Source organism: Roseibium sp. RKSG952, assembly GCF_009711355.1.
In genome coordinates this window covers 1-13,192 of sequence record NZ_SMMF01000962.1, presented here as the reverse complement: position 1 = coordinate 13,192, position 13,192 = coordinate 1, and the positions used below count along the sequence as shown (strand labels likewise).

Below are 13,192 nucleotides of genomic sequence, written 5' to 3'. Positions count from 1 at the left end.
ACTCGCCCAGATTTACGCAGCGAACACTGCCAGGAACAGGCACAGAAGGACGATCGCCACAACGCACCATGTGGTGAATTTGATGAAACCGTCAAAGGTTTTGGTTTGAACGGTGATGTCCATCTCGCCGTGCTTGTATTCAGCCATGTCTCTAGAATCCCAATTCGCGTGTTTATCGGTTGAATAATGGAAAACTCAGGGCCTGTCACCACGTCATTCCCGCGCAGGGGTGGGCAAAGCAAAGACTGAGCAGTTTGGGTAACCAAACCCCCAGCGCCATGGCAGGCCGGTGCAGGGGCCCCCGCCAAAACGGACCGCCATGTACATGCCTTCTGCAGTAATGGAATGTGCCGAACGGACCTGATCCGGTGTCATGTCGTAACGGATCGCGTATTCTTCGGCATGGGCATTCCCGTGCTCTTTGACACAGGACCGCAGTGTCTGATCTGCGGATAATCTGGCATCAAAGCTATCTTCTGCGCGCAACGCACCGCCAGCGTTGTGATAGGCCCTATCGTGAATGACGCAACAGTCTTCCCAAGGAGGGCGCTCTTCGTAAAGCCTTGCGAATTCCGGAAAGGTGTCCGCCACCAGCCGCCAACTTGCCGACATACCGCCCGAACATCCGTCGGTTTCGAACTCTGTCAGTTCACCAGTACCGCGTTGTTCAATCAATGCGCGGTGGCCCGGCATTTCCACACCGCGCATCAATTCTTGCGCCTGAACGGGAACTGCCAGACAAGCCAGAACTAGCGACAGTTCAGGGGCTTTCATCGCGCATTGCCTCAGTATCCACTGAAAGACCAAAGGTTGTTGCAAGCCACAGCAGCAACCGCTCACCCGGCCCCATTTCAGCGCGAACCCGCAGCACCTCGTTGGCCATTGCAGGCCGGTCGGTGATCAGACCATCCACGCCCATCGAAGCCATTGCAGACATCTGCAACGGGTCATTCACGGTCCAGACGTAGATATCCTTGCCTGCATCATGAACCGACCGGATAAGGCCCGGAGTGACCATCGCAGCGTTGACGGCGACAAAATCCCCTTCCAGGCCGGACAGGTCTCCAATGGCTGTCGCGGCCAAAACACCGGAACGCCAATCGGGGCGCAGAGATTTCATCTTTTGGACAGCTGGGTATTTCAGCGACATTGTCGCAATGTCATCCTGCATTCCCAGTTCTTCAACGATCTGAATCACACGGTTTTCCAGATCGACATCATGGCCATAGTACTTCAGCTCTATGATGACCTTGGACTTTCCCTTCGCCGCACTCAGAACATGCCGCAGAGTCGGGGTGCGTTCTGTGGCATACTCCGGACCAAACCAACTGCCGATATCAATTTCAGCCACATCCTCCATCGTGGCGTCCCAGACCTTCAGATTCACGCCAGCAAGCTTCATGAAGTCACTGTCATGGGCGACGATAACCACGTCGTCTGCGGTCTCCTGAACGTCAATCTCGACCCAATCCGCGCCATCCTCAATGGCCTTCAGGACCGAGGCCATGGTGTTTTCCGGGCGCAGCGCAGCAGCACCGCGATGACCGATAACCTCGGCATGATCAGGGGCCTGAACCCGCTCGAGCAGGCCCTGCCCCATCCACAATCCAAACAGCAACGCCGCAATTGCAGCGCCAACCGTCAAAAACATGGGTGTGCGTATGTTTGCGGGTTCGGGATGCGGGATTTCACCGGTTTTGGTTTCAAAGAACCCGTCCAACAGCACCGCCAACGCACCCAGTGCAGTCGCTGCCAAAACCAGCCCGGCCAGAGACCACAGTCCAGCCACCAGCAAACTCAGGGTCAAAGCAAATCTCAGATTTACCCCATCCTGCAAAGGCACCAACGCGAATAATATGCCTGCAACAGCTGCAATCAGTGCCGCGATGACGAAACGCAGAGCCAGCCACAACACAAGCTCAACCTTCAGGCGGCCACGCTTGCCTTCCATCCGTTCAGCGCTCTGATCAAACGCGGCAGAGGGTGCACAATCTTCAAAAAGAACCAGATGCAAGGACAAAGCCCAGGCCGAGAGCTTGCGGATCAGGACCCATGCCAGTGCCAGCACGACAATCCCGATCAGAACAACGGCAACCTTAAAGGCAGGCGGGTGAAAGGTCAGATAATAGTTGATGTCATACTCGGTCAGCGTCCACCACGCGATTATTCCGGCGACCGCCACGAATGGCAGGGCCAGCAACAGAACCCGTAATATGAAGCGCACTGCAAAGCCAAACAGCGCAGGTAGACGTGACAGGATCAGACGGATGGCGGCACTGCCTGCGCGCCATGGATCACGCTCACCCATGCGCAGTGAGCCTGCCATGACAGAAAACACGAAGACCTCTGCCAGCAGGAACATGCTCAAAACCACGATCGCAGCGATAAATCCTGCGGGTGAAAGGATGAACATCGCGATGTCCTGATCCGTCAGCGCTGTTTGATTGGACAGCGAAACGGCCAGATTTACAGCGATGGCAACACCCGGCGCGATCAGGGCCACCAAGAGCAACCGCACGGCAATATAGATCGGCACAAAGACCCGCCGCCGGGCCCAGGCACCGGCATAGGCATTTGTAACAGCTGAGAAATATGTCACGCGGCGCCCTCCTGAGTATCGCACTCATTCAAGGCTGCGAAAGCGTGAATTGCAAGTCAGGTTGTCAGGATTCTTCCAGATCTGCCGCCAGTCGGAAACCGATACGGTTGGCAGGCTTATCCTCAACGGACTTGGGCAAGGCACGCAGCATCACGTTCAGCTGGCTGACATGTTGCACCAGTTGCGTACGTGCGCCGGCGCCATCTGAGCCATAGAAGGTGATGATATCGGGATCGAAATACCCCATCCCTTCGATCCGCATCACGCCCGCGTCACCTCCGGTAAAGCCCATGGCAACTTCGTGATCGCCATCCAGCGTCTTTTCAAAGTTCTGAATGTACAGGATCAGTCGCTCATATGCCCATTGGGCGGGGCTTTTGGTGGCAACGGGCTTTTGCAGCGGCTCGGGCAGAGCTTTGGTGCCGGATTCGGTATTCGGGTTGGCATGCACTTCATAGCAGCGTGGCAACGCTGCTGCCTCGGCAGCCTCGGCCGATGTTTCGATCTTGTCCTGCATACGCATCTACCCTTTGCGCTGGTATTCCCATGCCCCGTCCGCGCGACGCGACCGGCTCACAGACCCAATGTGGTAGAGATGGTTCAGGTGTGCAACCGCTTCGACCAGTGCGAGGCCATATTCACCTTCGCGAATTGGTCGCTTGAACAGGGGGGCAAAGCAATCAGCAGCGGCTTTTGGCGTATCCAGATCGTCAATCAAACGCTCCAGCGCGCCATGGTGGTTTTCGATCAGTTGCCGCATCCGTACAGGCAATCCGGTAAACGGCAGCTTGTGACCGCCCAACACCAGTTGATCCGGATGCGCCAGCGATTGCAGACGCTCGCAAGCCTCAAGCCAGTCCGAGACCGGATCGGCCATGGGTTCGGTCGCGTAGACTCCCAGGTTGGGGCTGATCGAACTGATGATCTGATCACCTGTCAGCACCAGATTGTCGTCCCGACTCCAGAACGTGGCATGTTCGGGGGCATGGCCATTGCCCATATGCACATCCCAGTCGCGCCCGCCCATATGGATCACGTCGTCCTGCTTGATCCGGGTAAAGCCCAGCGGCATCGGATAAACAGTGTCCGAGAAATTGAACGGCCGCTCGACCATACGCTTTTCAAGAACCTCCGCAGCCATACCTGCGCTGCGATAGAAATCCAGCGTTTCCTGAGGCCAGTTCTCCTGAACGTCCAGCGTCAGCATCCGGGCGAACAGCCAGGCTGTACGGCTGGTTATCAGTTCGGCACCGTGTTCTGACTGAAACCAACCCGCATTCCCGACATGATCGGGGTGGTGATGTGTAACCACGATGCGTTTGACCGGTTTCCCAGACAGGGGACCGGACATCAGTTGCTCCCAGATGCCACGCGTCTTTTTCGATGACATGCCGGTGTCGATGACAGTCCAGCTGTCACCGTCATCCAGCGCATAGACGTTGACGTGATCCAGTGCCATCGGCAACGGAAGACGCATCCAAAGAACGCCATCAGCGACTTCAATGGCCTCACCCGGTGCCGGTGGTTCGGACCAGGGGTATCGGATCGCCGGAGGCTGCACGCCGTCCATCACGCGGCCAACTCATCGGCGCTGAGCGCAAAGAGGTCTTCGGCACCGTTCTGCGCCTGCGCCAGCAGGCCTGCATGTTCAGGAAGCAGGGCGTTGATGTAATAGCGCGCCAGCTTCGCCCGCGGACCGTCCGGATCAGCCAGCGCTGCGGACAGGTGGTAGTGCCCGCCCAGCACCCGCGCGAAAGCATTGAGATAGGCAACCGCCCCGGCGAAGCGGTTATTGAGGTCATCCTGCGACACCAGCCATTCGGTGGCTTCGCGCAGGGATTCGGTTGCTTCCCAGACCGGACCAGCCAGTTCGGGCACGGTCGCCCGGGCTTTTTCAGCCTGATCCTCTATCTCGTCCAGAAGGCGCGAGGCTGCCTCACCACCATCCATCATCTTGCGGGCGACAAGGTCCATTGCCTGGATGCCATTGGTACCTTCGTAGATCGCAGTCACGCGGACATCGCGGTAGTACTGCGCGGCCCCGGTTTCCTCGATGAAGCCCATACCACCGTGCACCTGCACACCTGTTTCGGCGACCCGCATCCCGGTCTGGGTACCAAAGGCCTTGCCGATCGGCGTCAGCAGCGCGGCACGAGCCGCCCATTCTGCATCACCGGTCGCCTGCGCCATATCGATGGCTTGGGCATTGGCCAGCATGATCGCTCGCGCTGCAAAGACGTCAGCGCGCATTTCGGTCAGCATACGACGCACATCCGCATGATCGATGATTGTGCCGGAAGGTGTCTTGCCCTGTTTCCGCTCCAACGCGTAGGCCAGTGCATGCTGGTAGGCACCTTCGGCGGAGCCGACACCTTGCCCGCCAACACCCAGACGCGCATTGTTCATCATGGTAAACATGGCCGCCATACCGCCATGTTCCTTGCCGACCAGCCAACCGGTCGCTCCGTCATACTGCATCACGCAGGTCGGAGAGCCGTGCAAACCCATCTTGTGCTCGAGCGAGACGACCTTGAGATCGTTCGCGACGCCGGGCTTGCCGTTTTCATCCGGAATGTACTTAGGCACCAGGAACAGCGAAATGCCCTTGGTGCCCGGAACGCCATCGGGCAACCGCGCCAGCACCAGATGACAGATGTTCTCGCAGAAGTCGTTGTCACCCCACGAGATATAGATCTTCTGCCCGGACACAGCGTAAGTACCGTCACCATTTGGCACAGCCTTTGAGGACAACGCCCCGACATCCGATCCGGCCTGCGGTTCAGTCAGGTTCATCGTTCCCGACCATTCACCTGACATCAGCTTGGGCAGATACAGCTCTTTCAGCTCGTCGCTCGCGTGATGTTCCAGCGCCTCGATCTGTCCCTGACTCATTAACGGAGCCAGCTGCAGCGACAGGCAAGCCGCGCTCATCATTTCGTTTACGGCCGTGGTCACGGTCATCGGCAGCCCCATGCCGCCATATTCGGGATCGCCGCTCATCCCGATCCATCCGCCTTCTGCAATCGCTTTCCAGCCATCGGCGTAACCGGTCGACGTACGCAAAACACCGTTTTCCAGCCGGGCCGGTTCCAGATCGCCGGGACGCTGAAGCGGAGCCATGACCTCTTCGCACATCTTGCCCGCCTCGGACAGGATCGCGCTGACCACGTCCGCGCTGGCCTCGGAAAACTTGTCGGTGGCGGCGACCTGGTCAAACCCCACAACATTGCTGAGCAGGAACTCGTAATCGGAGATTGGAGCGCGATATGGCATGGCTTCCCTCGGAGTTTGTCTGGCGCCTTGTACACATGGGCTTGGATTCCACAAGCCACGCCGTTAATCATCTGGGCTGGGACGATTACCTACGCTTCCCTATGTTGCAAGCAACCAAAACGCGGCGTCACCATACATGATCCCTAACGGCACTGAATACTTATCCGCCGATCCATCCGGTATCGCTCAGGCTGCTGACCTGCTGCGTCAGGGCTTGCTGGTCGCCTTCCCGACCGAAACCGTCTACGGCCTAGGTGGTGACGCCCGAAACGGCGAGGCGGTCGCCTCTATCTACGCAGCTAAAGGACGGCCAAGCTTCAATCCGCTGATCGCGCATGTCGCTTCAGCCGAAGCTGCCAGGCGCTTCGTGCAGTGGTCCGGTCAGGCGGAAAAACTGGCGGATGCCTTCTGGCCCGGCCCCCTATCACTGGTTCTGCCCTTGCGTGATGGTCATGGAGTGTCTTCGCTGGTAACGGCGGGTCTGGACACTTTGGCTGTCCGTGTTCCCGCACATCCGATGGCACGCGCGCTTCTCGAGGCGGTTGACGGTCCGGTCGCGGCACCCTCGGCCAACCCGTCCGGCCGGATCAGCCCCACCACCGCAGAGCATGTTCGCGAAGGTCTGGATGGACGTATTGCGGCCATTCTGGATGACGGTCCATGTGGTGTCGGTCTTGAGTCCACCATCGTCGGCCTTGCGGGCGAGCCCGCTCTGCTACGGCCTGGAGGTGTGGTGCTTGAAGACATCGAAGCCGTTCTTGGTACCGAATTGCACCACCACAAGTCCGGAGATTTGCTGACGGCACCCGGGCAGCTGCAATCCCACTATGCGCCGGATGCATCCGTGCGCCTGAATGCGCAGTCGCGTCAGGGGGACGAGGTTTTGCTAGGTTTCGGGCCGGTAGAGTGCGACGAAAACCTGTCTGCTGAAGGAAATCTGATTGAGGCGGCAGCCAATCTGTTTGCGGCATTACATAAGCTCGACGGCTCAGGTCGCCCGATAGCTGTCACCCCGATCCCCGAAAATGGGCTGGGTGCTGCAATCAATGACCGTCTGCGGCGTGCAGCGGCCCCGCGCGACAGCTGATCAGGCGCGACCGGCGCTGGCTGAAAGGGTCAGAGGATCGACACCAAGCGAGGCAAGCGCCGCCGACCATTTTTCATCGTCGGGGACATCAAAGACCAGCTTTGGCGTGGCTTCAGTCGTGAGCCAGCCATTCATGGCAATCTCATCTTCAAGCTGATCCGGCCCCCAGCCGGAATAGCCAAGCATCAGCATCGAATTCAGCGGGCCACGCCCGGCGGCCACATCTTCCAGAACATCCAGTGTGGCCGTCATGCTGAAGTCATCCGTAATCTGCATCGAATGCAGGTTGGCTTCGTAATCCGAGCTGTGCAGGACAAAACCGCGGGACATTTCGACCGGCCCGCCAAAATGAACCAGACGCTCACCAACAACCGGAATCTGGCATGGAATATTGAGCTGTCCAAGCAGGGTTTTGACCCGTAGATCAGAGGGCTTGTTGATGATCAGCCCCATCGCCCCGTCATCGCCATGACTACACATATAGACCACCGAATGATCAAAGCGCGGATCGCCCATGCCGGGCATCGCAATCAACAGTTTTCCGGTAAGTTCCATACGTAGAAATCTCTTGGCACTGACTGGTTTAACAATGGCCCCGTGCAATGGGCATTGGCAAGGGACCAACGGCGAATTCCCCCGATTTCATCGTGGTGACCGGAACGTGACTTGGCAATCCGGGCCGTAACACGCATGTATGTAGCATGAAGCCATTTCGCAAACCCATCGCGGCTGCTTTGTCCGCAAGTCTCTGTTTTGCCGCTCCCGCCATGGCGCAGGGCGTCGACAACCTTGTTCAGCTCGAGATTCTGGATGGCGGGAAGACCTCCAAGGGCACCTATCTAGGCGCGCTTCGGCTGGACCTGAAAGATGGTTGGAAAACCTATTGGCGTGCACCCGGTGATGCGGGGATTCCACCGCAGTTTGACTGGAGCGGATCGGCCAATATCGAGGATATCTCGATCACCTGGCCCGCACCTCATGTCTTTGACCAGAATGGGCTGCGTTCAATCGGCTACGAAGACCAGCTGGTTCTGCCGATTGAGATTACGCCGAGGAATGCAAAGAAACCCGTGCGACTGCGCGGCGAGATAGATCTGGGCGTCTGCAAGGATGTCTGCGTTCCCGGGCGTCTGGATTTCGACCACACCGTCGATGCGAATGCCGGGCGTAATCCAGCGATTGCCGCTGCACTGGCACAACGCCCATATTCGGCCCGCGAAGCAGGTGTCGCCAAAGCCGCGTGCCATCTCACGCCAACAGCAGACGGCATGCAGATCGAAGCGCATATCACCATGCCCTCAAGCGGCGGTGAGGAAATCGCTGTCATTGAACCGGGCAATCCAACGCTTTGGGCGTCACCGCCCGAAACATCACGGAACGGAAATACTCTGGTTGCAAGATCCGAGGTGATCAGCGCGTCGGGCGGTCCGTTTGCATTGGACCGTTCCGAAGTTCGTATTACTGTGCTGGGTGCGAAACACTCGGTTGATATCCAGGGATGCAGCGCGGGCTGATTGAATGACACCATCGCCAAAGATCGGCGCCCTTGCCGTTGTCCTGCATCAGGAACAGGTGTTGCTAGTCCAGCGCAGTAAGCAACCTGACGCTGGATTGTGGGGATTTCCCGGCGGGCACGTGGAATGGGGCGAAACCGTTCTGCAAGCCGCCGAGCGTGAACTACTTGAGGAAACGGGGATCACGGCAGAACCCCTGCACTATCTCGACAACCTCGACCTTTTGAAACGGGATGATGAGGGGCAGGTCAGCGTGCACTACCTGCTTGTCGGGGTCGCCTGCCAATATATCTCGGGCGAACCCGAGGCGGGTGACGATGCAAAAGACGCAAGTTGGTTTCCAATTGATCAGATCCGTCAGGGCAAACTGCCGATGAGCGATCGCGTTCCTGATCTGCTAGAGCAGGCGTTGAGGGCGGATCAGGCCTTTGCCCGCCCCGACAGCCGCGCATAAAGCGACCCGGATGCGATTGCGCTGATTGTCAGGATTAGAACAGCGCCAGTCAGGAAAACGCCCAACCCCATTCGCAGGACGGCAACCCCATCTTCGGCGGGATAGAAGCCGGAAAGCAGATCAAGGGGTGTGCCAGCAACGGCAGGCCAGATCATCGATACGCCAAACCACGCCATCAAAATCGCACCGGTCATCGCAACTGCACCGCGCACAACATGGTCCGGGGCCCGAACAGCACGTCGCATCGCGGTCATTGGCCGGGACATATCCTGTAGTATCGCCAGCAACGCAGGCACCAAAAGCAGCACCAACAACATTCCAAAACCCAGGCCGTAAACCAGCGTGATGACCGTTGGCTTCAGGAACTGAGCCTGCTGAGACCCCTCATAAAGCAATGGCGTGAGGCCCAGAACCGTGGTCAGAGTTGTCAGCATGACGGGTCGCAATCGGTCGGCGGTGCCCTCGACAATCGAAGGCACAAGGCCACGGTCTTTTTGATAGCCGTCAATTGTGGTCACCAGAACGATAGAATCGTTGATGATGATCCCGGTCATCCCAAGCAAGCCTACGACCGTGAACATGCTCAGCGGTACATCCCAGATGTAATGTCCCCAGATCGCGCCGACCAAACCAAACGGAATGATCGCCATGACCACCAACGGTCGTGTCCAGCTGGCAAAAACCCAGGCCAAAACAAGGTAGATGCCAGTCAGGCAAAGGATCAGCCCCGAGCGTGCCTCGGACAGGAATTCATCCTCCTGCTCACTCAGACCGGCCATACGCCATTCAACCTGACGCTCAGCAGCAATGTTGGGCAGGATCTCTTCGCGCATGGCCCGGCCAATTTCGGCAGCCTGAGTCGGGTCATCTTCGGAAATGTCGCCATTCACCGAAATCACTCTCAGACCGTTTTCGCGTCGCACGGTCGAGAATCCGGATTTGCGTTCAACCGAAACGATGTCCGCCAGAGGTACATAAACGCCATCCGGGGTGCGCATCAGGGTTCGCTCAAGAAAATCAGCAGTCAGCTCACCCTCAGGCAACTCCACCCGGATTTCAGCACTGCGCGGACCATCCGGGAATGTTGCTGCCTCAATCCCGTTCAGGCGGTCACGCAGGACGCGACCCAGCGTTTCGATCCGAAAGCCCAGCGCCTCGCCCTGAGCCGTCAGATCAAGGATGTATTCTTCTTTGTCATAGGCAAGGTTGTCCTCAAGCGCCGATACCTCAGGGTATTTGGAGAGCTCGGTCTGCAAATCCTCAGAGGCTGATTTCAGCGTGTTCACATCAGCGCCGTAGAACTGAACATCAATGGCATCGCCACCGGGCCCCGATCGCCAGCCTCGGAAGCTGAGCAGTTCAACTTTGGGATGGCGTGGAACAAAATCCTGCAGCTCACCTACAAACTCGAAGCTGGAATAGGGCCTCAGATCGGCATCGATCAATTCAATTGAAATGCCGCCCAGCAGGTCTTCGTCTTTGCCTTCGGCAGCTGACAAGCCGAATCCGGCGCTGCCACCAACCTCGGCGAGAACATAGTCAATCGGATTTCGTCCGTGACGCTCTTCGTAAATCTTCCCAAGCTCGTCGGTAGCTTGTTGCAGCATCCGCATCATTTCCAGCGTATCAGCACGTGTCGCACCTTCGGCCATGATGAAGTTGCCGGTCACCGAACCGCGTTCGGGTGCATTGAAGAAGCGCCAGTTCACATCGCCTCGGATGAACAGCGCAATCTGACTGGCGAGTATCGCGATCATCAGTGCGACGACCACATATCGCGCCCAGACCACCCAGGCCACCAAGGGGCGGAACAGATGATCGCGCACCCAGCGGAACCCTCTGTTCACGATCCGGTTTGGCCAGTCATACCAATGTTCCTTGGCCGAATGCGCGATGGCGTGTGCCATGTGGTTGGGCAGAATCAGGAAACACTCGATCAGCGAGGCAATAAGAACCGCGATCACCGTGAAGGGTATGTCCCGGATCAACTCTCCAAACCGCCCTCCCACCAGAGTCAGGCCAAAAAAGGCGATTACTGTGGTCACGGTTGCCGCAAAGACCGGCATAGCCATACGGCGAGCGGCACGTTCGGCTGCGACCATCGGGGCCTCACCCAATCGGCGGGCACGGAAATCAGCGTGTTCTCCCACCACAATGGCATCATCAACCACGATACCCAGCGTGATGATCAGACCAAAGAGCGAGACCATATTGATCGACAACCCGCCGATATACATGAACGCGATGGCTGCCGACATCGCAACGGGGATACCCGCAGCCACCCAGAACGCGATGCGCGCATTGAGAAACAGGAACAACAGACAGACCACGAGGCCAAGACCAACCAGCCCGTTGTCGACCAGAATATCCAGACGATCAGTGATGGCCTGCGCCCGCGTGCGGATCAGTTCGGCCGTGATACCTTCGGGCAGGCTGGCCTGCATTTCGGCCACCACGTCCTCGACCGTATGCTGAATGCCAATCGCATCCCCAAGATTGGAGCGGTCCACGCGAATGGACATGGCCGGGTTGTCCCCGACGTAATAGCTGCGATTACGAGTTACGCCTTCGACACGGATTTCGGCCACGTCGCCGACCACAAGCTTGGAGCCATCCTCGAAGGTCCGCAGCGCAATTGCCTCAATTTCTTCAGGCGTACGCTTTTCAACGCCGGTCCGAATGCGGGCATTTGCACCTGTGACATCACCTGCCGGATTCGTCGTGACTTCGGCCGCGACCGCCGAGGCGATCTCGGACATCGTGATATCGTTGGCGATCAGTTGGACTGTCGGCACCTCGACCACAATGCGCGGCGCCGCCACACCGCGGATCGTGGTGCGCGTGACCCCCGCTGCGAACAGTCGATTAATCAGTTCATCGGTGAACTTTGCCAGTTGTTCAGCTTCTATCGGGCCAGTAATCACCACATCGGTAACCCGGTCCCGCCACGCACCACGCCGGATTGAAGGTTCCTCGGAATCCTCGGGCAGATTGGTCACGCTATCGACGGCTGTGCGCACTTCTTCCACAGCGCGCGACATGTCCCAGTTGGGCTCAAACTCCAACCGAATCCGAGCCGACCCTTCGCGAGAGGTGGCTTCGGTGCTTGCCACGCCCTCAACGGCCAGCAGCGCAGGCTCGAGGATTTGAACAATTCCGTTGTCGACGTCTTCCGGTCCTGCACCATCCCAGACGACGTTAACGTCAACGCGTTCCAGAATGACATCAGGAAAGAACTGCGCCCGCATATTGGGGATTGCCGCAGCACCCAGTACCAGCATCACCAGCAACAGCAGGTTCGCAACGGTCCTGTGACGTGTAAAATAGCTGAGAATACCGCCCGCCGCGCCGGGAATCTCGCGGACCATAGCCGTCAGCCCCCGGCCCGGTTTTCAAGGCGACGCAGAAGCGAGGCAGGAATCTTCGCCTCGTTCAGCTGCCCCAGTACCTGGGCTTTCACATCTTTCGGCATCCGGTCACTTGCCTCGACCTGCGCGACAAAGCGGGCGCGTTGTTCATCGGTCAGTTCAACCATATCCGGTTCGGCTTCGACGCTTGCTTCGACCCGCAGGGGGCGCACCCGGACCCCGGTTCCCAACAGGGGTGTACGCCCGACCACTACCTCGCGACCTTCGAGACCCGGGCCGCGCAGCAATACCTCGTCCCCCTGACGGCGCACCAGTTGCACGGGCAGAGTTTCCAGCCGGTCATCCACGCCCAGCACCAGAACCGATCCATTTGCATCCAGAACCGAAGACGGCAGTCGGACAACACGCTCAAGCGGCTGTTCTTCGACCGAGACCGTGACAAAATCACCGGGTTTGAACCCGGGCGCATCATCAAGGCGTGCATAGATCAACCGCCCTGTCTGACCTTCGCCAGCCGAGCCACTGTCACGGCTGATGCGACCACTGGCCGTCAGATCCGTGCCGGTAACCTCAAGCGATACGGTGACTGGAGCATCGATCAGATCACCCTCGGGATCCAGCAGGCGAACATATTGTGCTGTTGAGACACGAAAGGCGACTTCAAGCGCGTTTGGGTCGACAAGTTCCGCAAGCTTCTCATTCGCTGCGACCAACCGACCTTCAACCAGCGTGACACCGGTAAGAGTCCCGTCGAACCGTGCGCGAATGGTCATATCGTCCAAATCGCGTTCGGCAGCCTCAAGCGCGATACGGGCCCGGGCCAGAAGAGTTGTCGCCTGATCCACCCGGGATTCGGCTTGTGCCAGCGCAATCCTGCGCGCAAGCACCGCCTGCTGG

At 58.4% G+C, this 13,192-nt stretch carries 12 protein-coding genes; 3 read left to right on the top strand and 9 right to left on the bottom strand.

Going from position 1 to position 13,192, the window contains the following annotated elements; genetic code table 11:
• Window positions 1-12: 12 nt before the first annotated feature.
• From E1297_RS44040 to E1297_RS44015, 6 genes are all read right to left on the bottom strand, one after another.
• The gene (locus E1297_RS44040) at window positions 13-147 is read right to left on the bottom strand and encodes an aa3-type cytochrome c oxidase subunit IV (protein ID WP_155149726.1); all 135 of its coding nucleotides are present in this window, start codon (window positions 145-147) and stop codon (window positions 13-15) included.
• Between the two features lie 66 nt (window positions 148-213).
• Window positions 214-774: a hypothetical protein gene (locus E1297_RS44035; protein ID WP_155149724.1), complete on the bottom strand. Its 561-nt coding sequence runs from the start codon at window positions 772-774 to the stop codon at window positions 214-216.
• Entirely contained in the window at window positions 761-2,599 is a 1,839-nt protein-coding gene (locus tag E1297_RS44030; RefSeq protein WP_209016354.1) for a glycerophosphodiester phosphodiesterase, read from the bottom strand. The genes E1297_RS44035 and E1297_RS44030 overlap by 14 nt, the downstream gene beginning before the upstream one ends.
• A gap of 64 nt (window positions 2,600-2,663) precedes the next feature.
• Window positions 2,664-3,116, bottom strand: coding sequence for a DUF6173 family protein (locus E1297_RS44025; RefSeq protein WP_155149722.1), 453 nt, complete (start codon window positions 3,114-3,116; stop codon window positions 2,664-2,666).
• Between the two features lie 6 nt (window positions 3,117-3,122).
• Window positions 3,123-4,169 carry an MBL fold metallo-hydrolase gene (locus tag E1297_RS44020; RefSeq protein WP_155150498.1) on the bottom strand — a complete coding sequence of 349 codons (1,047 nt, stop codon included), beginning with the start codon at window positions 4,167-4,169 and terminating at the stop codon, window positions 3,123-3,125.
• On the bottom strand, window positions 4,169-5,872 hold the full coding sequence (locus E1297_RS44015; protein WP_155149720.1) for an acyl-CoA dehydrogenase: 1,704 nt from the start codon (window positions 5,870-5,872) through the stop codon (window positions 4,169-4,171). Before E1297_RS44015 ends, E1297_RS44020 begins: the two co-directional genes overlap by 1 nt.
• A 136-nt stretch (window positions 5,873-6,008) precedes the next feature.
• On the opposite strand from E1297_RS44015, the gene E1297_RS44010 reads away from it, so the two are divergent.
• Entirely contained in the window at window positions 6,009-6,959 is a 951-nt protein-coding gene (locus tag E1297_RS44010) for an L-threonylcarbamoyladenylate synthase (RefSeq protein WP_155149717.1), read from the top strand.
• Here E1297_RS44010 and E1297_RS44005 read toward each other — a convergent pair whose 3' ends face one another.
• Window positions 6,960-7,514 (bottom strand): YqgE/AlgH family protein, encoded by a 555-nt coding sequence (locus E1297_RS44005; protein ID WP_155149715.1) that lies wholly within the window; start codon window positions 7,512-7,514, stop codon window positions 6,960-6,962.
• Window positions 7,515-7,660: 146 nt separating this feature from the next.
• Between E1297_RS44005 and E1297_RS44000 the strand changes: the two genes are divergently transcribed.
• Complete coding sequence (locus E1297_RS44000; protein WP_155149713.1) at window positions 7,661-8,473, top strand: protein-disulfide reductase DsbD domain-containing protein; 813 nt, start codon at window positions 7,661-7,663, stop codon at window positions 8,471-8,473.
• A 4-nt stretch (window positions 8,474-8,477) separates the two neighbouring features.
• Window positions 8,478-8,927: an NUDIX hydrolase gene (locus tag E1297_RS43995; protein ID WP_155149711.1), complete on the top strand. Its 450-nt coding sequence runs from the start codon at window positions 8,478-8,480 to the stop codon at window positions 8,925-8,927.
• On the opposite strand, the gene E1297_RS43990 is transcribed toward E1297_RS43995, so the two are convergent.
• Both E1297_RS43990 and E1297_RS43985 read right to left on the bottom strand, forming a co-directional pair.
• Window positions 8,894-12,295 (bottom strand): efflux RND transporter permease subunit, encoded by a 3,402-nt coding sequence (locus tag E1297_RS43990; RefSeq protein WP_155149709.1) that lies wholly within the window; start codon window positions 12,293-12,295, stop codon window positions 8,894-8,896. The two genes, E1297_RS43995 and E1297_RS43990, sit on opposite strands and share 34 nt — an antisense overlap.
• Before the next feature lie 5 nt (window positions 12,296-12,300).
• Window positions 12,301-13,192, bottom strand: an 892-nt coding sequence (locus E1297_RS43985) for an efflux RND transporter periplasmic adaptor subunit (RefSeq protein WP_155149708.1), incomplete at its 5' end; no start/stop codon positions are given.

Coding starts and splice junctions, on each gene's coding strand:
- E1297_RS44015 (WP_155149720.1), bottom strand. CDS start 5,872: ATGCCATATCGCGCTCCAATCTCCGATTACGAGTTCCTGCTCAGCAAT.
- E1297_RS44025 (WP_155149722.1), bottom strand. CDS start 3,116: ATGCAGGACAAGATCGAAACATCGGCCGAGGCTGCCGAGGCAGCAGCG.
- E1297_RS43990 (WP_155149709.1), bottom strand. CDS start 12,295: ATGGTCCGCGAGATTCCCGGCGCGGCGGGCGGTATTCTCAGCTATTTT.
- E1297_RS43995 (WP_155149711.1), top strand. CDS start 8,478: ATGACACCATCGCCAAAGATCGGCGCCCTTGCCGTTGTCCTGCATCAG.
- E1297_RS44010 (WP_155149717.1), top strand. CDS start 6,009: ATGATCCCTAACGGCACTGAATACTTATCCGCCGATCCATCCGGTATC.
- E1297_RS44035 (WP_155149724.1), bottom strand. CDS start 774: ATGAAAGCCCCTGAACTGTCGCTAGTTCTGGCTTGTCTGGCAGTTCCC.
- E1297_RS44005 (WP_155149715.1), bottom strand. CDS start 7,514: ATGGAACTTACCGGAAAACTGTTGATTGCGATGCCCGGCATGGGCGAT.
- E1297_RS44000 (WP_155149713.1), top strand. CDS start 7,661: ATGAAGCCATTTCGCAAACCCATCGCGGCTGCTTTGTCCGCAAGTCTC.
- E1297_RS44040 (WP_155149726.1), bottom strand. CDS start 147: ATGGCTGAATACAAGCACGGCGAGATGGACATCACCGTTCAAACCAAA.
- E1297_RS44020 (WP_155150498.1), bottom strand. CDS start 4,169: ATGGACGGCGTGCAGCCTCCGGCGATCCGATACCCCTGGTCCGAACCA.